This window comes from Rheinheimera sp. SA_1 (assembly GCF_001669775.1).
Taxonomy (GTDB): domain Bacteria; phylum Pseudomonadota; class Gammaproteobacteria; order Enterobacterales; family Alteromonadaceae; genus Pararheinheimera.
The window spans coordinates 738,596-763,858 of record NZ_LXWK01000016.1 but is presented as its reverse complement, the minus strand read 5'-3'; the positions used below and the strand labels follow the sequence as shown (position 1 = coordinate 763,858).

General features: G+C 49.9%; 19 protein-coding genes. 11 read left to right on the top strand and 8 right to left on the bottom strand.

All coding sequences use genetic code 11. The features are described from left to right. Window positions 1-8: 8 nt before the first annotated feature. Both A5320_RS15315 and A5320_RS15310 read right to left on the bottom strand, forming a co-directional pair. Window positions 9-893: a DMT family transporter gene (locus tag A5320_RS15315; protein WP_157605917.1), complete on the bottom strand. Its 885-nt coding sequence runs from the start codon at window positions 891-893 to the stop codon at window positions 9-11. Between the two features lie 81 nt (window positions 894-974). Beyond that, on the bottom strand, window positions 975-3,473 hold the full coding sequence (locus A5320_RS15310) for a hypothetical protein (protein WP_068066495.1): 2,499 nt from the start codon (window positions 3,471-3,473) through the stop codon (window positions 975-977). A 310-nt stretch (window positions 3,474-3,783) separates the two neighbouring features. Here A5320_RS15310 and A5320_RS15305 point away from each other — a divergent pair, with 310 nt between their 5' ends. Next, window positions 3,784-3,969: a DUF6435 family protein gene (locus A5320_RS15305; protein ID WP_068066492.1), complete on the top strand. Its 186-nt coding sequence runs from the start codon at window positions 3,784-3,786 to the stop codon at window positions 3,967-3,969. 34 nt (window positions 3,970-4,003) lie between these two features. On the opposite strand, the gene A5320_RS15300 is transcribed toward A5320_RS15305, so the two are convergent. The 3 genes from A5320_RS15300 to imuA are packed head-to-tail and all read right to left on the bottom strand — an operon-like array spanning window position 4,004 to window position 9,574. Continuing rightward, window positions 4,004-7,267, bottom strand: coding sequence for an error-prone DNA polymerase (locus A5320_RS15300; protein ID WP_068066489.1), 3,264 nt, complete (start codon window positions 7,265-7,267; stop codon window positions 4,004-4,006). After that, on the bottom strand, window positions 7,267-8,886 hold the full coding sequence (locus tag A5320_RS15295; protein WP_068066486.1) for a Y-family DNA polymerase: 1,620 nt from the start codon (window positions 8,884-8,886) through the stop codon (window positions 7,267-7,269). The genes A5320_RS15300 and A5320_RS15295 overlap by 1 nt, the downstream gene beginning before the upstream one ends. Before the next feature lie 13 nt (window positions 8,887-8,899). After that, a complete protein-coding gene (imuA, locus tag A5320_RS15290; RefSeq protein ID WP_068066483.1) occupies window positions 8,900-9,574 on the bottom strand; it encodes a translesion DNA synthesis-associated protein ImuA in 675 nt (224 codons plus the stop codon). 411 nt (window positions 9,575-9,985) lie between these two features. On the opposite strand from imuA, the gene A5320_RS15285 reads away from it, so the two are divergent. From A5320_RS15285 to A5320_RS15275, 3 genes are all read left to right on the top strand, one after another. Beyond that, window positions 9,986-10,369, top strand: coding sequence for a DUF3718 domain-containing protein (locus A5320_RS15285; protein WP_068066480.1), 384 nt, complete (start codon window positions 9,986-9,988; stop codon window positions 10,367-10,369). A gap of 255 nt (window positions 10,370-10,624) precedes the next feature. Then, window positions 10,625-11,212, top strand: coding sequence for an HAD family hydrolase (locus tag A5320_RS15280; protein ID WP_068066880.1), 588 nt, complete (start codon window positions 10,625-10,627; stop codon window positions 11,210-11,212). Window positions 11,213-11,307: 95 nt separating this feature from the next. Continuing rightward, complete coding sequence (locus A5320_RS15275; protein WP_068066477.1) at window positions 11,308-12,567, top strand: HD-GYP domain-containing protein; 1,260 nt, start codon at window positions 11,308-11,310, stop codon at window positions 12,565-12,567. Between the two features lie 50 nt (window positions 12,568-12,617). Here A5320_RS15275 and A5320_RS15270 read toward each other — a convergent pair whose 3' ends face one another. Next, entirely contained in the window at window positions 12,618-12,956 is a 339-nt protein-coding gene (locus A5320_RS15270; protein WP_068066474.1) for an MGMT family protein, read from the bottom strand. A 42-nt stretch (window positions 12,957-12,998) separates the two neighbouring features. Here A5320_RS15270 and A5320_RS15265 point away from each other — a divergent pair, with 42 nt between their 5' ends. The 3 genes from A5320_RS15265 to A5320_RS15255 all read left to right on the top strand — a co-directional run bounded on the left by A5320_RS15265 (window position 12,999) and on the right by A5320_RS15255 (window position 16,329). Further along, window positions 12,999-13,205 carry an oxidoreductase-like domain-containing protein gene (locus A5320_RS15265; protein WP_082971800.1) on the top strand — a complete coding sequence of 69 codons (207 nt, stop codon included), beginning with the start codon at window positions 12,999-13,001 and terminating at the stop codon, window positions 13,203-13,205. An 86-nt stretch (window positions 13,206-13,291) separates the two neighbouring features. Then, a complete protein-coding gene (locus A5320_RS15260; protein WP_068066471.1) occupies window positions 13,292-14,524 on the top strand; it encodes a GGDEF domain-containing protein in 1,233 nt (410 codons plus the stop codon). 173 nt (window positions 14,525-14,697) lie between these two features. Beyond that, on the top strand, window positions 14,698-16,329 hold the full coding sequence (locus tag A5320_RS15255; protein ID WP_068066469.1) for a peptide MFS transporter: 1,632 nt from the start codon (window positions 14,698-14,700) through the stop codon (window positions 16,327-16,329). A gap of 24 nt (window positions 16,330-16,353) precedes the next feature. Here A5320_RS15255 and A5320_RS15250 read toward each other — a convergent pair whose 3' ends face one another. Beyond that, window positions 16,354-17,415: a hypothetical protein gene (locus A5320_RS15250; RefSeq protein ID WP_068066466.1), complete on the bottom strand. Its 1,062-nt coding sequence runs from the start codon at window positions 17,413-17,415 to the stop codon at window positions 16,354-16,356. A gap of 174 nt (window positions 17,416-17,589) precedes the next feature. Here A5320_RS15250 and A5320_RS15245 point away from each other — a divergent pair, with 174 nt between their 5' ends. Next, entirely contained in the window at window positions 17,590-19,815 is a 2,226-nt protein-coding gene (locus A5320_RS15245; RefSeq protein ID WP_068066462.1) for a S46 family peptidase, read from the top strand. Between the two features lie 94 nt (window positions 19,816-19,909). Here A5320_RS15245 and A5320_RS15240 read toward each other — a convergent pair whose 3' ends face one another. Next, window positions 19,910-20,755 carry an HDOD domain-containing protein gene (locus A5320_RS15240; protein WP_068066459.1) on the bottom strand — a complete coding sequence of 282 codons (846 nt, stop codon included), beginning with the start codon at window positions 20,753-20,755 and terminating at the stop codon, window positions 19,910-19,912. Window positions 20,756-21,117: 362 nt separating this feature from the next. Here A5320_RS15240 and A5320_RS15235 point away from each other — a divergent pair, with 362 nt between their 5' ends. From A5320_RS15235 to A5320_RS15225, 3 genes are read left to right on the top strand one after another with little or no spacing between them, the layout of a single operon-like run. Next, complete coding sequence (locus A5320_RS15235; RefSeq protein ID WP_157605914.1) at window positions 21,118-21,549, top strand: hypothetical protein; 432 nt, start codon at window positions 21,118-21,120, stop codon at window positions 21,547-21,549. Beyond that, window positions 21,521-22,723, top strand: a complete 1,203-nt coding sequence (locus tag A5320_RS15230) for a hypothetical protein (protein WP_068066454.1) — start codon at window positions 21,521-21,523, stop codon at window positions 22,721-22,723. The genes A5320_RS15235 and A5320_RS15230 overlap by 29 nt, the downstream gene beginning before the upstream one ends. 2 nt (window positions 22,724-22,725) lie before the next feature. Next, window positions 22,726-25,149 carry a putative bifunctional diguanylate cyclase/phosphodiesterase gene (locus A5320_RS15225; protein WP_082971799.1) on the top strand — a complete coding sequence of 808 codons (2,424 nt, stop codon included), beginning with the start codon at window positions 22,726-22,728 and terminating at the stop codon, window positions 25,147-25,149. The last annotated feature ends 114 nt before the right edge of the window (window positions 25,150-25,263 follow it).

Sequence of the window (25,263 nt, the reverse complement as noted above, 5' to 3'; positions counted from 1 at the left end):
GGGGATGATTACGCAGCGGATGGTCTGGCAAGTGCGGCCTGCGCCACACCACAACCTAAAATCAGCAGCACGCCGGCCAGCTGCACTGGCATCAACACTTCCTGAAATAACCACCAGCCGGCCAATATCACGGTTACAGGTTCGATATAGGCTAAGGTGCCAAACACCCGGACCGGCAAATGCTGCAGCGCGACGATGGCACCAACAATCGCCAGGAAACCGGGGAAAATACCTGCAAGTAAAATCCAGGGTAATTCGGTCACCGGTGGCAGGTGGCTGTTAGTTAAAAAAGGTACTACACAACAAGCGCCGAGCAATAATTGATAAAAACTGCGCTGATAAGCGGATGGCGCCGATGTTGCCGATGTTGTTGATTGTGCGGATAGCGGTTTGCGGTTAAGTAATAAAAACCCAGCGTAAGTCAGCAACGAAAACACCGCAAAGCCAAAACCAGGTAATTGCGCAGGCGTCAGCGCTAAATCGAGTTTAAATTGCTGCAGCATGGCAAAACCAAGTACCGACAAGGCAATAAACAGTAAGCTCAGCAAGGTGAGTTTTTCGTCATAAAGAAAATGAGCAACCACCGCAGTTAGCGGTGGTGCCAGATACACCAGCATAATAGCGTTGGCCAGGCTAATGCTTTGAATGGCCTGTAAAAACCCCAGCATAAAACTGGCCAGCAAGATGCCGTTGATGACAACAATTCGGTCTGGCCAGCGTGTAAGTTGTTGGCCTTTGCCACTGAGTAACAAGAACAAGCCAAGGCACAAGGCGCCAACAGCGAGCCTGCAGAAGGTCAGTTCGGCGGCGGATAATTGGCTATATCTGGCAATAATACCGCTGCTCGCCATACAAATCGCTGAGAACAACGCTAACAACAAATACCGGTTCAAAACTGCTCCTGCAAACGGCAGCCAATGACTGCAGGCGGTCATTGGTGAGCCATTTGATTAAAATTTTAATGTCGTGTGTTGTTAATCTGCTGCCGGAACTATGCTGGCTGCATGGATAACTGCCTGATTTAACGGGCCACTGCGACCACCTTTGCCGCCGGTGTAAAGCTCAAAATGCTGTAAATAACTCATATTAAAACCATCCTGGATGGTGATGGCACAGCTTTGGCTGGCAGTCGCCTGAAATTCCAGCTGTGATGAAACACCTTGTTCAGTGGCAATCGACAAATGTGGCATGACGAGGGTGCCTTGTTGCGGTTTAGCTTCACCACATTGGATCCGGGCGGTTTTAACCACTGCCGTAATGCCGGTATTAATTGGACCGTTGTCGATAAAATATTGCAGTTGTAAACGGTGCGGGCCACTATGTGCCGCGTTGAAAGTCAGCTGTAATTGTTGCTCGGGCAAGCCCCAGTTTTTAAAGACATCCAAACTCAGATGTTTACTGGCGACAAGATCCGGGCTTTGTAAACCCTGACCTGCGACAAAGATTTGCTGGCCAGGCGTAGTACAGAGGGTTTTGCTCGGCAATGAGGTTAAATTGCTGTTATGAGGTTTGCTCTGGTAACTCTGCACCAAAGCATAACACTGACTGACCTTGCTGCGATCGGTGTCGGTGTAATCGGTTTTTCCCCGTTTTAACGTCACCTTACTGCCATTTTTGTACAAGGTGAAGCGGGTTTTTTCTTCGCCATTACTATCGAAGGTCAGTTCAGTCTGGCCTTTGCTGTTTTGTATAAGGCTCAGCAGCGGCTCTTTCGGCGCAAATAAGGTGTGTTGCTCTGTTGCGGTTAGCTTGGCTGGATTGGCAGCTTTGAGCCGCGTCAGGTTTTGCCGTGGCATGTCAACCGCGGTCAGTTCAAGCTCCAGCTCGTTTTGCTCACCGGATAAATCATCCACTTTCAGCGTCAGCTGATGTGTAGCGGTTAATGCAGTTTCGACGCCGTTTAGCAGCGCTTTTTGTAAACGGTAACTTTGCGCGCGGCTAGCGCTGCCATTGAGTTTTAACGTGACATTCAAGCGGCCTGCAGCAATCGGCAGTTGTTGTAATTTCAGTTCTTTACCTAGTTGCAAAGCTTGTTGGGTCAGCGCCGGAATAAAGGGGTTGATCCGAAGTTCGCGGGCGTTAATCTCGATACCAAACAAACTGTTCGCAACAAAATCATGATAAGCCGCCACGGACCAGAGCTGACGCTCGGAATTAATCACCGGACCGGATAACTCACCGTCATCGACATGCTCTTGCTGGGTTAACCATTCCAGGTTTTCCATATTCGACAGATTAAAGGCTGCGCCCTGAAACAACGACATGGCAATTAAATGAAACAGCTCGGTATGTTGCTGCTGTTTGGCAGCGCGCAGCGCATAACTGCTGACAAAAGGCCAGATAGCGCGGTTATGGTAAATCGGGATTTGTTGCCGTGCCGGAAAAATCACCGGAGGCCCGGCCGGGGTCAGCGGGTAATTGGCCAGAATTTGCGACGCCTGGGCACTGTTTGCGACCTGATGGGTGATGGCCAAGGAAAGGCCAAGTAAATCAAATTGTTGCACTGGTAGCGGGTTATATTCTTCGCCAATATAACTGGCATATAACCCTTGCTCAGCCAGCCAGAACGACTGATTGATGGAGATTTTAAGTGCCGCAGCCCACTGACTGAACTGTGCGGCCATCGCCGGTTCCAGTACTTTAGCTGCAGCTGCGGTGCGTTCCAGCGCGACATAATGCAGCACGTTGGTAGAGAGTGCATAAGATTCAGCAAGATACAGCGTATCTTTTGCGGTCCAACCTGGATAAGTTTGCTCACGCCAGTCTAAAAATGAAGTTTCACCACGGTATAAACCGAGCTTGTTGCTGAAAATATGCTGGCGGTCTTGCAACAAGGTTTGTTTGGCAATGGGGTACCATTTTTCCAACCAGGCTTGTTGCGCGTCACTGCTGGAACCTTCATCTGCCGCTTTGGCGGTTAAGTTGCTAGCGGCTAACACCCAAACGACCCGATCGGAACTCACCGGCCAACTGCCGCCGGAGCCGGTGTCCTGCAATGCGACTTCGGTCGGCGCCACGCCACGGGCAATCAGCTCTGGCCGGACTTTGGATGTTTTGAACATTAACGAATTGGTAGCGCGTTCCGGGTCAAGATAACCCAAGCCTAAATCCAGACTGTAGGATAAATCGCGGGTCCAGACATAATGCCATTTGGCGCCGGTTTCAAAACAAGGACAGGGCACCGGTTGCTGATCGTTAAAGCCCCAGTCGGTAATTTCGCTGACACTGTTTTGTGCACGTTCCTGTTGTGTCAGGCTGAACAGTGCATCAAATAACGCATTGTTGCTGTGAACCTGTAGCTGCGTTGCATCAACATCGATAGTTTTTCGCTTGCCGGCGGTTTGTAATTTAAATTCGCGCTGACCGTCGGCTTGTTGCAAGGCTTCGATCGAGACCTTACCAAACTGATGGGCATACTGGCGTTGTTGCAAACTGCCTTCGCTATTGGCCAGCAGCGGTGCTGAGAAAAACATAACCACACATATAGCGGTAGCAGATTTGGTGAAGGAGAGGGCAGCGCGCATCACAATAGGTATCCTTGTCCACAAAGTCGGTTTGAGTTTAACAGTGTCCGGCTCCGGAGTGTAGCGGCTAAAGCGCAGACTTTTGCTAAAGGGTGATAGTCTGCAAACGTATGCAGTTATATCGCTGAATTACCGCTGCCGTTTTGCGCCTGGGTGGAGGCTGCTGCCGGATTATCGCGGTATCAATGAACTTTGTTGCCCTTGGTTGCGTAGTTAGTCTTAAGCCTATGGTTTAGATTTTCGTAATTTGGAGTAAGTGATGTTTGGTTTATTTAAAAAAGACCCGGTCAAAAAACTGCGTCAGCAATACGATCAAAAACTGGAGCAGGCAATGCTGGCGCAGCGCAGTGGCAATTTGCGGTTATTTGCTGATTTAACCGCAGAAAGTGAAGCTTTATGGCAACAGGTACAACAACTTGAGCAACAACAAAAATCTCAGCCATAAGTGAGTTACTCTCAATGTTGGTTCGATGCCTAGTTTAATGGAAATTACGGCTGGCACTTTGCAGCTCTGGCAGTAAATGATCCAGGCTTTGCAGCTGACCAGCGATCACATGAATGACCTCACCTTCGCGTTGTAACATGCCATGCACCCATAATAATCTGGCGGTTAAAAAAGGCGTTTTTTGTGCGATGGCCGTGGCGCGCCACACCAGCAAATTAACATTGCCGGTTTCATCTTCCAGCGTTACAAAAGTAACACCACCCGCAGTGCCCGGGCTTTGTCGTGCAGTCACCAAACCCGCCACCTGCACTGCGGTTTTATCATTCAGGCTATTCAGTTGCGCAGCTGTTTTCACCTTGTGTGGTAAACCCGCCTGGCGCAGCAATGCCATGGGATGTTGATGAAGACTTAACCCCAGCCTGGCATAATCTTCAATTAAATCATCAATAGGCGCTGGGGCTGGCAGGGTAAACGCTGCTGAATCTAAGTCCGGTGACGGTGCCGGATCTTCGGTGAGCAGTTGCAGATCCCCGGCTTTGTGCTGAGGCGGCAATGGCGCCACCGACTGAGGTTCTGCGAGCAGTTCCAGCTGTTTGCTACTGCGGTAGGCGGGCGCGGTTTGTGCGACAGCTGCCAGCGCCATATCAGCAAATAAGGGTAAATCGGTCAGACTGTCCTGTAACTGCCAGCGGCTTTGATATCGATGGCCACTCAATAGTTGCAAAGCACCGCTGCTGGCCAACAGGGCTAAATCGTCTTTGCGCATGCCGCTGTGGCTTAATGCGGCGAGGTTGGCAAAACCATTGGCGGGCCGCATCGCGACCATGTGCTGGCAACGTTGCTGATTGAGCCCTTTAATTTGCCGAAAACCCAGTCGTAATGCCCGACCGGTAGTCGCTGTCTGACTGGCATCGGGCAACTGGCTCACCGGCAAATGTTCTAGCTGATGATCCCAACCAGAATGCTGAATACAGACCGGCAGGATCCGCAGTTGCTGGCGTGTGGCATCTTGCACCAGCTGCGATGCCGAATAAAAGCCCATTGGTAAGCTATTGAGCAAACATGTAAAAAACTCCAGCGGATAATAATATTTCAGCCAGGCCGAGGCATAAGCCAACAGTGCAAAACTGGCAGAATGGGACTCCGGAAATCCATATTCGCCAAAACCACAAATTTGCTGAAAAATCTGTTTGGCGTAGGCTTCGGTGTAACCCCGCGCCAGCATACCTTGTTGCAGCTTGGGCCAGAACTGCGTCAGCTCGCCGGTTTTTTTCCAGCTGGCCATCGCCCGGCGTAGCTTATCTGCTTCGCCACCACTAAAACCAGCCGCTACCATCGCCAGTTTAATCACCTGCTCCTGAAAAATCGGCACGCCCATGGTGCGGCCTAGTACTTCCTGTAATGCAACCGAAGGATAACTGACCGCTTCCAGGCCGCTGCGCCGCCGTAAAAACGGATGCACCATGCCGCCTTGAATGGGCCCAGGCCGGACAATCGCAATCTGAATCACCAAGTCATAAAAGCACGCCGGTTTGAGCCTGGGAAGCATACTCATTTGTGCCCGCGATTCAATTTGAAACAGCCCCACGGTGTTGGCATGCTGGATCATCTGGTACACCGCCGGATCGTCGCCCATCCGGCTGATGTCGGCCAGTTGCAACGGCCGCTGATGCTCCGTGGCGACCAGCTGCAGAGTTTTTCGCAAGGCGGTGAGCATACCCAGCGCCAGAATATCGACTTTTAATAACCCCAGGGTTTCCAAATCATCTTTGTCCCATTGAATCACAGTGCGCTCTGCCATTGCCGCATTTTCCACCGGCACCAGTTCGTACAAAGGACCGGCAGAAATGACAAAACCACCGACATGCTGCGACAAATGCCTGGGAAAACCGCGGATTTGGTTCACCAGTTGAATAAACTGCTGCGCTATTGCCGATTGCAAATCGAAGCCGACAGCAGCCAACTGCTGATACCAGGGCTGATGGGGATCCCGGCGGTTGATTTGCTGCAAAAAGTGTTCAAGCTGAGTTGGATGGAAACCCAAGGCTTTACCCACATCGCGCACACTGCTGCGTAGCCGGTAACTAATCACCGTGGCCGCCAGCGCCGCACGTTGCCTGCCATATTTCCGGTAAATGTACTGAATAATTTCTTCGCGGCGTTCATGTTCAAAATCGACGTCAATATCCGGCGGCTCGGCACGTTCTCTGGAGATAAACCGCTCGAACAACACCGAAATTTGCCGAGGATCCACAGCAGTAATTTCCAGGCAATAACAGACCACCGAATTAGCCGCAGAGCCGCGACCCTGATACAGGATCTGTTGGTTTTGAGCAAAACGGACAATGTCGGCGATGGTCAGAAAAAAATAGGCGTAATGAAGTTCTTCGATGAGTTGCAGCTCTTTGGTAATCAGTTGCTGAATATCCGCCGGCACCCCGGTTTTAAAACGTCGCAGGCAACCTTCAGCCACGAGTTGTTTTAAATACTGCATGGCGCTTAGTCCTTCAGGCACCAGTTCGGCCGGATATTCATATTGCAGCGAGTCCAAATTAAACTGGCAGCCATCGGCGATAGCAGCACTTTGCTCCAGTAATGCTTTTGAAAACAAAGGTTTCAGCTTGGCAATTGGTCTTAAGCTGCGCTCAGCATTGGCTTCCAGCGCTAAACCAGCTGCGGCAACTGTAGTTCCCAGCCGAATAGCGGTCAGCACATGCTGTAGCGGTAATTGGGCGCTGTCATGCATCAGCACCGCGCCTACAGCGCAGCATTTAAGGCTAAAACTGTGGCCAAGTTGCTGCAGATATAGCTGGTTTTGGGCATCATCGGCTTTGAGCAAGCGCTGCTGCGCCAGATACAGCCGCTGGCCAAAGTGTTTTTGCAGCCACTCGCCCCAGTGTTGGTCTGTCGCGGTTTCACCGCAAGGTAACCACAGCGCCAAGCAATGGCGGCAACTTTTTAAATCCCATAATTCCAACAGATACTGGCCTTTTACTGCGCGGCTGCGGGCTTTGGTAATTATGCGGCACAATTCAGCGTAGGCTGTCCGATCCGGGCATAACAACACCAGCTGCAGTGAACTTTGATATTGGAAAAATGCGCCGACGATTAACTTTAACGGTAGTTGCTGCTCTTTGATCTGACGATGTGCCCGAACCACGCCTGCTACCGAACATTCGTCTGTCAACGCCAGCGCCTGATAACCCAGACTGGCGGCAGTGCTGACCAGTTGCTCCGGACTGGAAGCGCCGGTCAAAAAGGAGAAGTTGCTCTGACAAAACAATTCGGCGTAGCGCATCAGGCAAAGTACCCCTGTAAATACCAGCCACTGGTATTCTTAAACGCCCAGCACCACTGCCCCTGATTATTTCGGCCGATGTAATAATCACGCTGCACCTGGTTTTGATCCCACCAGCCGGTCTGGATCCGCTCTAATCCGGGCTGTAATTGCAGTTGCATCCTTAGCGGCACAGGGCGCGCCAGCAACATGCCTGGTCGCAGCGGTAATGTCACTGGTGGTGATGGATTTGCGGCCTGTAGCTGAGGGGGGAGGTACAGCCGATTTTGCCGCAGCTGCTGTAAGTCGCTTGGTATGTGATTGGACTGGTGCTGCTGAACATTGGCCGCCAAAGCGCCAACCCCAGTAATCAGATCTGAGCCGTGAGCAGCATTAGCCAGTTCAGGCCGGTGATCGGCAAACAGTTGCGGTTGTTGTACCCGTTCGGCCCCGAGCTTGGCCGCCAGTAAAGATCGTAGGCGCAAGACCTCAGCTTTGGTCACTGTGGTTCCTGCATCGGCTGTAGCGCCTTGAGAACGGGCTCCAAACAGCAGCAGATTATCCCCATCCCGGGCCGTCGTCTGGCCGGCGCTCAGTTGCATTTTCAGCAAGGGTGCCGGTAATTTCAGTTGTTGCAGTTTTAACTGAAATAACGTCAACCAGCGCCCTTGTTGGTATTCACCACAAGCCGACTGCAGACTCAGTACCAGAGGTGGGTGATCACGCAGTTCCAGTCGCAACTGCAGTTGATAACAATGCTGATCCCGCAGTTGCAGGTAGTTTTGCAGCAGTTGCAGTAAATACCCTAAGGGGGCCTGCAGTTGCTGGCTATGTTCCAACTGATACAGCAGTTCCAGTGACTGGCAAAATTGCTCCGGCGGTTGGTAAAACTGGCTCACTGTTGGCCTGTCACCCGTTAACTGATCCAGTATGATGATGACTTCTGCACTAAATCGTCGGCTTAGTTCAGACCTTGGAATGGCCAGCAATTGGCCAAGACTGTTGATGCCCATTGCCTGCAGTTGCTGCAGGATTTTCTGGCCAGACCCTGTGGACTGCAACTGACAGTGGTGTAGCGGACAATGATGCAAGGCTGCAGTAATCAATGCCGGGTCGTCACTGACAAACCCCGGCTGGCTAAAACATAATAATTGCGCCGCGGCCGCGCTATGGGCCACCGCCATCCTGGTCTGAAGCTGTAGCGCCGTTATGTGCTGCGACAAGGTGCCCAGATAAGCTGCCAAACCGCCGTACAGCGCCAACATCGGTTCAATTCTCAGCCATAAAGCACAAGGTGGATCTAAGGCAATATCGGCACTGATTTGGTACAACAAGGCGGCAATTTGTTGTAAATATTGCAGTTCCTGCTCTGCCTGATAAGGCAGTACCTGCAGATCATGGCAAAGGGCGCTGGCCATGCTCAGGGTCATCCCGGCTTTAATGCCTTGCTGCTGCGCGGCAGTATTGAGCTGTTTGATCAGGAAAGTCCCTGCGTCCAGTAAGCACAGGGGGGGAGGAGATGGTTCGGGTGCGGCCAATGGCGGGTGAGATAACTTCTGCGGCGCTGGCTGGTGCGGTGACTGAAACAGACTGTCGAGCTGCAGCGCTGGGAAATGCAGATATAACCATAACGAAGCCATAACTCTGTTCTCCTCAGGCACTGTGACTCAGAACCAGCGCAGAGTTTGCGGCTGCGTTTTGCACCGCCAACCTGGGCCAGCGTGCCGTCATATCAACCAACACCGGCGCCATTGGCCAGCCACCACGGCGTTTTAGCACCTGAACTTTGACCCCTTGTAATGCCGGACTTACTTGCAGACTTAGTGCTATCGGCAGTAATAATTGGCTTTGTTGCTGGCCGCGGAAAATAAACAAACTGGCCATGCCATGCTGCGCGCACAGTTGCAGTCGTTTTAGCTGGGCAATCGAAAGGGTTGATTGCCACAGCACCACAGAACCACAACAGCCGCTTTTCAGGCATTGTTCGGCTGCCCAGAGTGCGTCTTGTGCTGACGCTGGCTGTAATACTAAAACCTGTTCCACAGCCAAACCGGCTGCTTGCAACATCTGGCTGCCAATCAGCATCGGTGGATTGATCAGTACCAGTAATTGCGAGCTGGCTTGGCTTCTGGTTAAACAAGGCAACAATAGCCGCAGCTCGCCGATGCCAATGGGGCTGTGTAATTCGATCACGGTATGCGCCGGAAAACCACCGGCCAGCAGTTGGTCAAGTTCAGCAAAACCGGTACTGAGCACAGTGCCGGGGCTTGCTTGATCATGCAATGACCAGATATGGCCACTGGCCTTCAGTTCGGACACAGTGCTCATCAGCTATACCTCTATCTATAATGTACTGTAATTATATACAGTATATAGTGTTGGTTTCAGGCGGCAAGCTCATTCCGGAAAATTGTGCTCCAATCGCGTTAACCCTGCAAAAAGGCTGATGATTTTTTTGTTGTTGTAACAGAAAATGTGTTCCAGAAGCTGAGTGAGGTAAAAATCCCATATTAAATCAATGGATTAAATAAAAAATATCTATGCGTTCACCGTAGAGTTGTTACAGCCGTAAATCTGGTATTTACAACCTTTTTTGCCAATAAGCCCACTATTAATTCAGACCTGCAAGCATCAGCCACTGCAGACGGTGTCAGGCAATATCAGACAGTGTCCGGCGGCTACAAGTGCCAACAGATCAGGCGCCAATCCGGCGATCTATCACTTTCTGGAGATACAGCAATGAAAAAATTTCAACTAGTTAGTTGTGCCGTCCTGCTGGCTATCACTGCGACTGCGACTGCAGCTCATGCCGTTGAATATGTTGCCGCTGACGATAACCCGGCCAGTAAACTTTGCGTCAGTGCCGCAATGGACCGGCCGATCAAATTTATGGTGGAAATGCGGGATAACGGTGTGTCAAAAAGATATGCCGCAAACAAGATCACCTGTAATGGCACTAATATCACCAGCTTTGCGCAGCAAGCCGGCAATGAAGGTAATTACAAGATGTTAAACCGCCATCGCCGTGGCCACGTTGAAATCAGTGATCTGGCGCAGTTGCCAGCAGCTAACGGGCAGATAATGACGGTCAGTAGTCAGGTAAACGAAGCCGCCAGACCGTAGTCCGTTATGATGTCAGGGCTTCAAAGTAACCAACAGAGCCATTTACCGAAAGGGCAGCAGCCAGAGTGATCCAATCCGTCAACGACGTTGGCTGCTGCTTTTGCCTGTTATTGTGCGAACTTTATGGTTTTTAACGCCTGGATAGCGTTTTTACCGGCAAGCGCAGTTTTGGTTGATTTGCTATTGCTGCCAATCGGAAAGAATGTGCAATAATTGTCGCTAACGATGGCTTTACAGACGAACCTTCAAAATCCGATGACAGTATTAGGCACACATCAAGGTATTATTTTTGATCTGGATGGCACCTTAGTCGACTCCAGACTGGATTTTTCACTGTTATGTCAGCGCTTGGGCTGGCCGGCGGGTACCCCGATTCTGGAGCATCTGGCCACTTTAAACGATCCGGCGGAAGTCGCCGTGGCAGCGCAGATTATTGAACAATTTGAACTGGAAGGCGCAGCCACAGCCTGCTGGATGCCAGGCGCAGCAGCTTTATTACAGCACCTGCAACAACAAAAAATCCCCACGGCGATTTTAACCCGCAACATCAAATCGGCGACCGAACTTTGCATCAAAAATCTACAGATTAACGTCGATCTGGTGTTAACCCGCGAGGATTGTACGCCAAAACCTGATCCGGCCGGTTTGTTGCACATTGCCGGAACGTGGCAACTGGATTGCCGGCAGTTGTTGTTTGTCGGGGATTATCTGTTTGATTTACAAACAGCTGCCAGAGCCGGGATGCCTTCTTGTTTGTATCGCACAGCTGATAACGCGCATTTTGCTGAACTTGCCGATTTTATTATTGACGACTTTTCTGAACTACAGCAACACTACCGCTAGTGCGGTGAATTTCAAAACAGACAACTGCATGTGGTATTGCTAAACTAATCCGGCAGACTCATCAATTAGCAGACCATTGATTTTAAAGGTGACGGGTGTCAGTAGCAAAAATAAGTCCCAGTCAGGTAAAAATAGGTTATTTCATCCAGTTACCGGTGAATTGGATGAAACATCCATTTATTTCCAATAAATTTAAAGTCGACAGTTACGAACAAATTGCCATTATCCAGACGCTGGATTTGGACTTTGTGTATTTTTTTCCCGATAAAAGCAGTATTGACCTGAACCCGGAGCCGGAACCGAATGCGATTGATTTAAATCAGCAGGCGGCCCAGTTGAGGTATGAACTGGAACGGGAGAAAAACGCCCGGATTGAACAGGCAAAAGAGCAGCGCCGACAAATTCAGAAGACCGAAAAAGCCTTTGAACAGTCGATGGTGCAGGTGCGGAATGTGATGGCGAAAATTGGCAGTCGTCCATTGCAGGCTGTGGATGAAGCTACCGAGCTGATTAATCGGGTTGCCGATACCATCATCAATGCCGACGCCTTGGTATTGCATTTGATTTCCCAGGCAGGCAAAGATCAGGAAAGCCTTTATTATCATGTATTAAACGTGTCGGTGTTGTCGATGATGCTGGCAAAAAATCTCGGGCTCAGTGATGAGAAAATCAAGCTGACCGGACTTGGTGCTTTGTTCCATGACATGGGAAAACTAAAAATCCCGACGCAAATATTGCGTAAGACCGAGCCATTAACTGCCCCCGAAGCTAATTTACTAAAACTGCATACCAAGTACGGCGTCGATTTATTGCGCCTGACCGAAGCATTTCCGGTTGAAGCTTATCCGGTGATTTTGCAACACCATGAAATGTTAGACGGCAGTGGTTATCCGGCGGGTCTGAAAAGCGAACAAATTGATGAACTGGCCAAAATCGTGGCGGTGGTCAACGAATTTGATAACTTATGCCATCCGGTAGATCCGAGCAAAGCCCGCTCGCCGCACCACGCGATGTCTTTTTTGTTTAAAAGCATGAAAGGGAAATTAGGCGCAGCGCAAATGGCGCAACTGATCAAAATGATGGGCGTTTATCCACCAGGGACAGTGGTGATGCTGACTGATCAGCGTGTCGCCCTGGTGATGTCCGTCAATAGCGACAAACTGTTGTACCCGAATGTACTGGTTTACGACCCACAGATCCCAAGGCTGGAAGCGCCGGTCATTAGTCTGGAAGAGGGCAAACTGGCTATTGAAAAAGTGTTGAAGCCTTCCGCCTTACCGCCAGCGGTTTATGAGTATCTGAACCCGCGGTCGCAGGTTAGCTATTATGTGCAAAGTGATAAGCCGGGTAGTTAAGCCGGGTAGTTAAGCCGTTCTCCAGATCAGGCCGGGCATTGCAACAGGCGCTAATATGTCAGCGCAAACAACATCTCGGCTAAATCCGGTTGCCACTGCGCTGTTTTCGCCACGCGTTGCCCCTGAAAAGTAACACCTTCAGCCAACAACAAACTGCGCTGCAATAATGCCTGTGGTGTACCTGCTGCAAAGGCCAGTGTCAGGTTGCTGCGCAGCACCCGATGCCAGGGCAAAGGCATTGATTCTGGAGCCATTCCCAGCGCCTTACCGACTAATCGTGCGCGGCCGGGTAAGCCGGATAAATCGGCAATCTGGCCATAGCTTGCCACTTTGCCTGGCGGGATTTGCCGGACGGTTTGCCAGATTTGAGTGTAATAAGCAGAAGACATTCGCCCCACAGTCCCGTTAAAATAGCTTTCCTGCAGCATGCCATGAACAGAAGTGAAGCTCCAACCATGCCGGTAAAAATCATCGAAAAACCCGAACCGCCCGCCAGTAATGAATGTTGTGGCAGTGGCAGTTGTTGTCCCTGTGTCTGGGATTATTACCGGGATCAACTGAGTCTCTGGCAACAACAGCTGGTTACATCACCAGAGATGGCGGCAAAGGAAACCAGCCCTGAGTCACCAGCCAGGTAAATCTTTAACTGAAATCAAATATTTGCCTGAAATCACATAGTTGACTATGGTGAACTATCGCCATTTTTGAGTCAGGATCGGTACAGGTGCAACTTCAGACCGCAGATATCAATCTGGTGCTATTTAGTATTTCGGTGCTGCTGATAGCAACTCTGGCGTACATCCTGTTTATTCAGTCGTTACCGGTGCAGCCCCATGCCAGCCAACGCACAGCACTGCGTTATTTCAGCTGGTTTTTTGTCACAGGTTTTGCTGCTTTTGTACTGTTTTGTCTGCGTTATTTTGGCTGGTATGCAACTTCAGTCGTCAGTGCCAATTTATTGTACCTTAGCAGTATCTATCTGTTTTATTTCGGTATTCGTGCCAGGTATCAGCAACCAATACACCGGCATTTTTTAGTCTGGCCGCTATTCCATTTAGCGCTGATGTCAGTGCTGATGTGGTATTTCAGTTTTATTCACAACGACATGTATATCCGGTTACCGATCTTTTTAGCGTCGATGTGTTTGCCTCTGTTGCTAAGTTTTTCCACGATCAGGCAATTTGGACTGCCCAGTAATCTTGGTGATCGGATCCTGAAACTTAGCGTGTTAACCGCGCTTTTGACCTTGCCGGCGTTATACCCGCTGTTCAGTTTTATGCTCCGGCCTGATCATTCCAGCCAGATTTTAGTGACGACGCTGGTATCACTAACGCTGGAGACTTTATGCGTGGGAGGTCTGGCGATAAGTTATATCTATGATTTGATTGATAAACTTCGCCATGACGCTCACACCGATAAACTGACTGGAGCCAAAAACCGCCGTTATTTTTTCCGCTTTGCGCCCCAGATATTGCAGCAGATGCGTTTACAGAAAAAACCGGTTTGTCTGGTAATCATTGATATCGACCATTTTAAAAAGGTCAACGATCAGCATGGTCATCAAATTGGCGACTTGGTACTGCAGCACTTTGCCGCCATCATTCTGCAACAATTAAAACCGGCAGATTTGCTGGTTCGTTATGGGGGAGAAGAGTTCGCGTTGTTGTTGCCGGATTGCGCGATTAGCGGTGCCGTGTTGTGGATCCATCGATTACAGACGCAGATCCATCGGCAACCTTTGGTCCAGCAGCTTTCTTTCGCCCAGCCTTCATTACCACTGGCGGAGATGCCAGCCGAACCAGCCACAGCGTTGCCACCGCTAAGCATACCCTTGACGGCTAGTTTCGGTGTTACCCAAATTCAGCCTGGAGTCGATTTGGATCAGGCATTTAAACAGGCCGACGCAGCGCTGTACCAAGCCAAACTGGCTGGGCGAAACCGGTTGGAAATCGCCTGAGAACGGAGCGGGTCACTGGTTAAATCAAGCAGCAAAGGCTGCCAGCCTTGCTTTCAAAGCCAATTTTCCATGGTATAGTCATGCGCTGTTATACCCGCATCTGCAATGATTTTGGGTATATACCTCTTGTTCACCCAAACCATAATTAAAAATACAACTAATTCAGGAATGCTATGACGACTTCTACCTTTGTAGTGCCCAATCAACGGCAATGGCTTGGCCACCCGATCGGGCTTTACGTCTGCTTTTTTACCGAAATGTGGGAACGTTTTGCGTTCTATGGTTTAAAAGCACTGCTGTTTTTATATCTGACACAACATCATTTATTTACCGATAAAACCGGTTATATCCTGCTGGGCACTTATGCCGGCCTGGCATATGCGTTGCCGGTGGTCGGTGGATTGCTGGCAGACAAATATCTGGGGATGCGTAAAGCCGTCACTTTTGGTGGCGCGCTGATGGCATTGGGGATGCTTGGCATGGCCTACAAAGGAACCCAGGCAAGTACTGAAGGTGGTGCTGATCAGCTGGCATTACAGGTGATGTATGCATCTTTAGCCTTAGTGGCGGTTGGGGTTGGTTTTTTAAAGCCGAATATTTCGACCATTGTTGGCCGTTTATACAACGACCAGGATCCACGGCGTGACTCTGCATTCACCTTGTTTTATATGGGCATTAATTTAGGTGCGGTTATTTCCAGTTTATTTGTTGGCTGGATTGGTCAGGCGTATGGCTGGGAATACGGATTTGGCTCGGCCGGTATTGGCTTGTTGTTGGGACTGGTGGTGTTTGTCAGCGGTACTAAATATTTGCACGGTCAGGCAGAACCGGCCAATCCTGAGCTGTTAAAAGAAAAAGTCGCAGGTTTGTCACGGGAATGGCTGATTTATATTCTGGCACTGGTTGGCGTGGTCGCGGTGCAACAGATTTTGCAAACCACCATTAACTTCGGTGCACTCGGCCAGTTATTGGGAATGGCGGAAGGTGCTGAAATTACTGCCACTGAAGTGGTCGCCGTGGTAATGACTATCGCGCTGTTAGTGTGGTGGTTTAAATTCGTGTTTATTGAATGCAATGTATTAGAACGCGCCAGTATGATCATGCTGATGGTATTAACCGCCATTTCTGCCGTGTTCTGGGGCTTATACGAACAAACTTACGGTAGCTGGCTGGCCTATTCCGACCGGGTAATGAACAGCCCGACTTTTGATTTGGGCTTTGTCAGTTTTGCCTTTAACTCGTCACAGCTCACTTTTGTGGCCTCGTTATTTATTATTATCCTGGCGATCCCCTTTGCCTGGTTATGGCCATGGTTGGATCGCAAAGGCTTAAACCCGTCGTCGCCGGTAAAGTTTGGTTTTGCTTTATTACTGGCCGGTTTAGCGCACTTTATTCTGCAATACGCAGCGTTGAATCCGGAAGCGAACGGCCTTGCCGGATTCTGGTGGTTTATTCTGGCGTATTTTGTATTAGTGGTTGGTGAGATGGCATTGTCGCCGATTGGCCTGTCAGCGGTAACGGCGTTATCCGTACCAAGGGTCGTCAGTCTGATGATGGGCGTCTGGTTCCTGGCCTCGGCCTTTGGTGAAATTATTGCCGGTCGGTTGGGCGCTCTGGCCTCAATGCCAGCCGGTACACCGGTTCCCGATGCACTGGCGTTGTATGGCGAAGTGTTTGCCGTACTCGGGTGGGTTGGGGTGGGGACTGCCGTCTTTATGTTTGCCATTGGCCCGCTATTGAATCGACTGATCGTGCGGGCGCAACAGCAAACGCAGGCACAGACTGCTAATACTGTGCCGGTTTAATCTATATACCCGCTACGGCTACAACTACGCCTCTGGCGGTAAAGACGCTGGTTGGCGATAGCCGACCGAACCACAAAGCCGGACCTGGTATTGATAACCAGATTCGGCTTTTTTATCCGGGGTGATCACCAGCACTTCGTAGTCATTGATATGGACCAGATGTTCTTGCCCGGACATCACACAACTTGAACGGCCCATACTTTCCAGCTGATACAAAAAGCCAGCCAGAGTGCGGTTCAGCCACGGGATGGTTGGGATGGCACTACCTAAATTGATTTCCACCTGATTGCTGCCTTTGGCATTATGGCTGGCCGTCACTTTAGTGTTTGTAGCTGTTGTTGCCGTTGAATCAGTGGTGGCAGAACCGGTGAGATCATCGCTAGCCACGGTGTTTTGAGGCGTCACGGCTGCATTCGCCGCACTGCGGGCATCGGCAGCACTTATTGCATCGTCGTTGTTTTTAACCGGGACTAACGTTGGCTCGCCATTAAACAGATTAGTTAACTGCGAGCTATCACCGGTTAAATAAGCGCTGGGCAGTACTGCTAAACAACTCATAAACACCGGTAAATAAACAATACGCGCCAATAAAGTTTTCACCGGATAGGCTTCATCACCGAGAAGATGGTGGCTGCGTATGCCAATTGGCCGGAGCAGCAACAACAGCATAATTTTGCCGGTATGCAGGATGGTGTATAACGTTAACACCACCAGCGACAGGCTAAAACTCCAGATCGGTGCCAGCAATAACACCGTCAGATTGACGGTATAAGGCACAACGTCGGTGCGAATACCAATCAGATTGTTGACCTGACTTTCTGCCATCGCAAAGCAAAAGTTACCCAATATTGCATAAAACACCACGATCACGGCTTTACCAGCCAGACTGTTCCAGATCCGCAAAAAGCCTTGCCACATATCCTGGGTTACCGCGCAAAGTAATGCCAGCGCCATGCCATATAACAACCATTGCTGACTGCAAAAGCTCAGAAGCCATAACCCCACACAGACAGTCGCCAGTGCATAACCACGTTGTGCCGGTTGCAGTTTTTGCCAAATCGGCTGGATTTTATTTGTTAACCACATCAGAACTTCCTTGATTGCAATTTATTTACAGCATGGTAGGGGTTGGTTGCGACGTGGTAAATCAATTTTTACCAATGGTCGAAGTTGACCGGGGATTGATCGCAAGCAGTTGCCTTTTGTTGCTGACTGCAAGTAATCTGCAGCGCTATTTTTAACGATCCGTACAGGGAATCTATGAAGTATCTGCTGTTCACAACTGCCATCCTCGCCAGCCTTGCTGTTACTGCCGACGAAGGCCAGTGGCAACCACATCAACTTAAACAATTACAACCGCAACTGGATGCCCGCGGCATTCAACTGAGCGGTGAGCAATTGGCTGATTTATCGCAATATCCAATGAACGCTATCGTCAGTCTTGGTTATTGTTCGGCGTCTTTTGTGTCGGCGACCGGCCTTGTGATCACTAATCACCACTGTGGTTATGGTGCCATTCAGCAAAATTCCAGCAAAGAGCGCAATTTAATGGCGCAGGGCTTTCTGGCCAAAACGCTGGCCGAAGAATTACCGGCCGGCCCACAAGAGCGGCTGTATATCACCGAGCAGGTGCTGGATGTTACCGCGAAAGTCAGTGGTGGGCTGGCAGCTGATATAACGCCGTTAGCGCGTTACCAGGCGATTGAAAATAATCGTAAAACAGTGATCAAAGACTGCGAAACCGACGCGAACTATCGCTGTAATGTGGTGAGCTTTCACCATGGTATGGAATATTTTCTGATCAAACAGCTGATGATCCAGGACGTGCGCCTGGTGTACGCGCCGCCAGAATCGGTGGGCAATTTTGGTGGGGATATTGATAATTACGAATATCCACGCCATACCGGCGACTTTACCTTTTTACGTGGTTATGTAGCGAAAGATGGCAAACCGGCAGCCTACTCCGTCGATAACGTGCCGTATCAGCCAAAAAATTTCCTGAAAGTAAATGCCAGTGGTGTGCGGGCCGGTGATGGTATTTTGCTGGCCGGTTATCCTGGGAAAACCAGCCGTTACCGCTTAGCCGAAGAAATCGACTTTGCCGCGAGTTGGGAATATCCGGCAAACATTCAGACATACACCGAGTTGATTGGCACCATTGAGCGGTTAGGGCAGCAAAATGCCGATTATCAGGTGAAGTATGCCTCGGTGGTGAAAGGTCATCACAACCGGATGAAAAAGCTCAAAGGTTTACTGGATGGCTTTAAGGCCACCGATATTCAGAGCATTAAGCGCCAGCAGCAGCAAGAACTGCAACAGTGGATTGCCAGCTCAGAAGTACCTGCTTATCAACAGGCGGTAACGCAGCTTGGCGCCTTGGTTGCCAAAGAGCAGCAGTTTTTGCAGCAAACCTATTATTTTGATAACGCCAGACGCAGCGATTTATTGCAGACTGCCAGTGATTTGTACCGGTTAGCTGTCGAGCAACAAAAACCAGATGCGGCGCGGGAAATGGGCTATCAGGACCGTGATCTGACGATGTTTCAGGGCAAGTTAAAACGGCTCGACACCCGGTTTGCCGCCGAAGTTGATCTGGCGTTATGGTCGGAGCAACTGGCGGTGTATCTGGCGCAGCCTGAAGCTGTACGCAGCAAGGCACTGGATCAGGCGTTACAGCTTAAGCCTGGCCAAACTCCGGCGCAAATCAGTACCTTATTGCAAGACTGGTATAGTCGCAGCGATTTAACCAGCTTAAGCGGCAGGATGGCTTGGCTGGGTAAAACGCCCGCCCAATTTGCGCAAAGTGATGATCCATTTATTAAACTAGCGGTGGCGTTATTTGAAACCCAAATGCAGCAGGAGCAGCAGAAAAATCAACTGGCCGGTGAATTCGCCAGCGTCAGACCGGCATACATGCAGGCGGTTATTGCCTACAACAAAACCTTAGGTCGCCCGGTGTATCCGGATGCCAACGGTACTTTGCGTATCACCTATGGTCATGTTGATGGCTATCCGGCGGCTGATGGGGTGTATAAAACACCATTTACCACTGTGGCCGGCATGCTGGCGAAACAACAACAAAGCGCGCCATTTCTGGTGCCGGACAAGTTAGTGCAAGCTTATCAGCAGCAACGGTATCAGGGGTTTTATCATCAGGATTTGGCCGCCAAGGCTGATGATAGCTGGTGGTGTGGTGTGGTGAACTGCGCTAAACCTGCCGCTGTGCCGGTAAATTCTGTACCGTTAAACTTCCTGTCCAGTGCCGATACCACCGGCGGCAACTCCGGATCGGCAGTGCTCAATGCCAAAGGCGAATTGATCGGACTGAATTTTGATTCTACTTACGAGTCAATCAGTAAAGATTGGTACTTTAACGAAGCGGTCACCCGCGCCATTCATGTCGACATTCGTTATGTATTGTGGCTGATGCAATATGTGGATAATGCGGATAATTTACTGGCGGAGATGAGCATAGTTCACAACTGACGATGTAGCTGGCAGACAAAAAAGGGCCCGGAAATGTATCCGGAGCCCTTTTTCAAAGATGAAACTTTTGGGGTACATCTATGGTTGGCAGCTGCTAAATAATCATTGAGCCTTTAGGGTTCAGCAGACTTAAAATCGACATCCCTTCGAGACTGGCAAAAGCACGCGCTTCATCGACATCACGGCGTTTTAAGCCCAGACCACTGATAATTTGCTGATCAATTAAATCTTCCAGTTCAAACTGACCAAAAGCAGCATTTAATAATGATAACCGGGACGCCAAATGCAGCACCTGCACCACTTTATTTTTCGGTTGCAGTTGTGGCGAATTAAGGTAATTCAGCGGTTCAATCAGGGAATCCGGCAAGCGCCAAAGTTTTAGCAACGCCACGCTGCAATCGGCATAGCTGAAACCAAGTAGCTCTTGTTGGCGCATCCATGGCAACACACCTTTTTTATAGTGAGCGCACAGCCTTGCCACATCAGGATTCACCTCAACCACCACCAGTTCACCGATATTGTGCAGCAGACCAGATAAATACAATGGCTCGCTTTGTTTGATGCCAACCACGGCGCCTAAAAATTTGGCAATCAACGCCGCATGAATACTGATTTCCCAAAATCTTTCTAAATCAATCACATCGGGCGGTGTTTTCGAAAAAGCCTCAGTGGAGCCATAAGCGACGACCAGGTTGTACACTTGCGTTTCGCCCAGCAGCAGCACGGCTTTGCTAACCGAATCAACCGGGTTGGGGAAATTATATAAAGCGCTGTTGGCAAGTTTTAGCAGACGGGAAGCCAGTGCCGGATCCAAAGCGATAATTTCCGCAATTTCATCCAGGCTACTGATTTTGTTGTCGATGACTTCTTTAATTTTTAAACAGGTATCGGGTAACACAAATACATCACCGACTTGTCTGGCAAATTCAAAAGCGCTCACGCTGTCTTCTCCTGCATCCTACCGGTTTCCTATAGTGTCGCTTTAAACCACCGTTTTACAAGCAAAGCCTTGGTTTTTTTTCCCCAAGCGGTAACATTGCAAACTGGGTTTCGTAAATGGCTGCTTTTTATAGCTTTGTTGGATATTATATAAAAGCTTCAACTATACTCAAAATCATTGAAGATGCAGGTAGGCGGCAACTGAACGAATTCCCATGAGCATAGTTGTCCTATGCGACTGGGATGAGTGAAGGCAGCCAACACCCCTGCAACTTCAAGGATGAAGAGTATATACTCTGCCAGATCCTGGTTGTGCAGACTTCGGCATCATTCCTAAACTGACCAAAATTCCAGAAGGACAGCGTGATTAAGTCAGCCAAAATCCTGTTGCTAATCTTCCCGAGCATGCTGGTGTATGCCGATAATCCACCACAGCCGCCGCTGGTAGTGGCGCATACCGCTGTCGCAGTCGATCGCCTGAGCAAGTCACAACTTCGCAGTATTTATTTAAAACGACAAGTGATCTGGCCGAACGGCGATAAAATCAAAGTTTATATGCTGCCCGCAAAATCGGTGACCCATCAGCAATTTAGCCAGGCCGACCTGCAAATGTTTCCTTATCAGCTGGAGCAAACCTGGCAAAAACTAACCTTTTCTGGCATTGGCACACCACCCATTGAAGTTGCGACCGCAGCGCAAATGTTACAACTGATCCAGACTACCCCTGGTGCCATTGGTTATTTACCGCACGGAAATGAGATAAACAATGCAAAAGTTATTGAAATTCAACCCTAAGTTACTGGCAAAAGCGTTGCTTGCCGTGACATTAGGGCAGGCGCAGCTGGCTATGGCAGCCGACGACTGGCACTGGCATGGTTTTGTCGCACAAGGATTAATGCAGGCCAAAGACAGCAACTTCGTCAATAACGATGGTGATGTGTCGGCCAAACTAACCGAATTTGGTCTGAACTCGGTCTGGCAACTGGACCCATCGTTCCGATTGGCCGGTCAGCTGATGTACCTCGATGGCGGCAACAGATTTCAGCAAGGTTTGCGGATTGATTATTTGTTTCTGAACTGGACCGCCATCAATACCCTGGATTGGCAGGTCGATTTATATGCTGGCCGCTATAAAAACAGTCATTGGCTCTTTTCCAGTACCCGTGATGTAGCGATCACCAGGCCGATGATCGTGTTACCGCAGTCTGTATATTTTGATTCATTCCGTGATATTGCCGTTGGTTCCGATGGGATTGCCCTGCAATCAACCTACAGCAGCACTCTGGGCGAGCTTGATTTGAACTGGAGCCTTGGCGCGACGCCCACCCCGAAAGAGCAAAGTCAGCGCATTATCAGCAATTTTATTACCGGTGCCACCAAGCAAGATTTTGTGCATCAGATCAGTAGTTTTTTCCGGCCGACCGGTTCAAAAAGTCAGTGGGGTGTCAGTTTACTGGATTCAGATTTTAACTACCGTCGCACCATGACCGATATTTTCGCCGATGGTGATTTTACCGTACAGCGGGTGATGCTGAACTGGCGTTACAGTGAAGAGAACTGGGAACTGTCGAGCGAGCTGTTTCAGGAACGGGTATCGGTGTATGGGTTTTACGCCCCAGGTGTGCAGCGCACGCAGTTCGCACAGGGCGCTTATCTACTGGCGCGGTACAACCTGAGTCCACAAACCACACTCTATGCCAGTTATGATCATTTTTATGGCAATAAAGACGACAAAGGAGGCAGTCTGTTACCTCTGCAAACCGGCGGTTTGGTTGCAGATTACTTTGGTTATCAACGTGATACTGCGCTTTCAGTCAGCCATGACTTTGGCGGCAACTGGCGCATCACGGCGGAATACCACTGGGCTATCGGCACCGGTCGGTTGGGGCCGAATGTGGTGCCGGATACCGTTGTGAACCGTTCGAAATACCATCAGCTCTGGGCAGTCCAGCTCATGTACTGGTTCTGATCATGCGGCCGTTTTTAAGCCTGCCGTGGAAAATATTGGGCATTACGCTGGGCGCGTTATTGCTGATGAGTATTTTGCTGACCAGTTTTACCTTGGTAAAAATGGAGCAGGATTTCCGGCTGCAACAGGACAAACAGCTGCAGCTGCGACAACAACAGTTTAACCATCTGAATTTACTGCTGGAAAATCAACTACGCAGTTGGCTTGAGTCTTTTACTGACTTAGTGGAACTGCGCTCGCAACCCGATTTCACCGCTTTTGCCAAAGCTTTGGCCAGTCACTACGATGCGATTGCGGTCCATTTGAATGTCGAAAGTATCTGGTTATTGGATGCCAATCTGAATTCGTTGTATGCCTCGACCGAGCAAATTCCGCCCTCGGTGCTGGATGTCGCGCGGCAGGTGATGACCGAGCAACAGCCGCAATCGGCGATTTTCTGCGCCACCCAATGCACTAAATTAATTCTGGTACCGGTGCAAAATGCCAATGCCGACATCGCAGTAGTAGCGCTCTCCACCACCTTATTGGATATTTTATCGTCGCTGAAACAAGGCATTGGCTCAGAAGTGGCAATAGTTCGAATTGACAGTGCGGACAACAGCCCGTTGCGGCAATTTGAACTATTGTCGTTGTCGAATCCGGAGCTGATGCGACCAGTGTTCCGGGCATTATCGAATCAACCCTCGCTGCAGGAAGCGCGGTCGCAGGGCATTGATGTAGAACTGGCTGAGCAACATTATTTGATTAGTTTACTGCCGCTGCTGGCGCAAAACCGCAGTTATTACCTGGCGCTGGTGGATGACACCACCAAGTTCGTGCAGGCGCAGGCGGCATATCAGCGGCAGATTATTTTGTTTGCCTGTGGTTGTTTTGTACTGCTGGCAGTGCTGATTTATTTCAGCACGCTGCGTTTAAGCCGGCGTTTGCTGGCGTTGGCACAACATTTACCCTTGTTGGCGCAGCGCCAGTTCCGGCAATTCCGGCAGCATAGCGCTTATGATCCTTTGTTATTTCAGGACGAACTGGATGTGTTAACCCAGGCCGCTTATCAGCTCAGTGTGGAATTGGAGCAACTGCATCAGCAAATTGAAGTGAATACCCAGGAGCTGGAAAACATCGCGATGTTTGACCTGCTGACCGGTTTACCCAATCGCAATATGCTGCAATTTCAGTTGAAAAAATGTCTGGCCGGGCTGGAGCGGCAAACAGGCTCTATTGCGGTGCTGTTTTTGGATCTGGATGATTTTAAAAAGATTAATGACAGTAAAGGCCACGCCGCCGGTGATCAGCTGCTGGTTGAAGTAGCACAGCGTCTGCGTGCTTGTATCCGCAGCGCCGATATTGCTTGTCGCTTTGGCGGTGATGAATTTGTAGTGGTGCTGACGCAATCAAACGAACTGGATTACCCCTATCAGGTGGCTGATCGGATTTTTGATGCGTTTAAACAACCGATAAGCCTGGGGGCGCAGCTATTTTACATCTCGACCAGCATCGGCATGACCACCACTGAACATCATGATGTGTCGCCGGATGAACTGGTGCGCCAGGCCGATATGGCGATGTATGAAGCCAAGGATCGTGGCGGCAATGTGGCGCTGCTGTACGATCAGGAAATGTATCAACGACTGGCGCAGCGGTTGGTGCTGGAAAGTGAAATTAAAGAAGCGATTAAATTCAAACAGTTCAGTTTAAGTCTGCAACCACAAATCGAACTGAGCACTGGCCGGCTGGCGGGTTTTGAAGCCTTGTTACGCTGGCAACATCCGGTACGGGGCACCGTGACGCCGGACGAATTTATTGGCATTTTAGAAAATTCACCACAAATGATTGAGCTGGGTTATTGGGTGTTCCAGCGCAGTTTTCAGCTGGCCAAAGAATTGATTGGTAAGGGTTATCCGGACATCCGTATTTCGATTAACCTGTCGGCCGAGCAGTTTTTAGATCCGGCGTTACCAGCGCTGCTGGAATTGTGGCTGGACGATTTGGGTTTATCGGCACAGCACTTTGAGCTGGAGCTGACCGAACGTACTCTGGTACAAAATATTGACATCACCTTAAGTGCAATGCGCCAGCTGAAAGCGCAAGGTTTTTACTTCTCGATTGACGATTTTGGCACCGGCTACTCGTCGTTAAGTTACCTCAAACAAATGCCGGTCGACATTATCAAAATTGATAAAAGCTTTATCTTTGGCATGCTCGAAAACGATGCCGACTATCAAATCATCGTCTCCACCATCGCCATGGTACAGAAGCTTGAACTCAAAGTGGTGGCCGAAGGCGTCGAAAACCGCGCCCAGCTGCAACTACTAAAACAACACCGCTGTGATTTTGGTCAGGGTTATTATTTCGCCCGTCCGTTAAATGAAGCCCAGCTGGCGGAGTTTCTGGAACATAAAGTTCCGAATGGGTATTTGATGCTGACTTGATCGGCGCTTGGCGAAGCGCTTTCGCTTTTGGTATGTTGGACAACGGTTTTGTTGTTTGAAACAACTGCGTTGCGCGGGTTTCGCCTACGGCGAGTTACTTATTTTGCTTCGCCA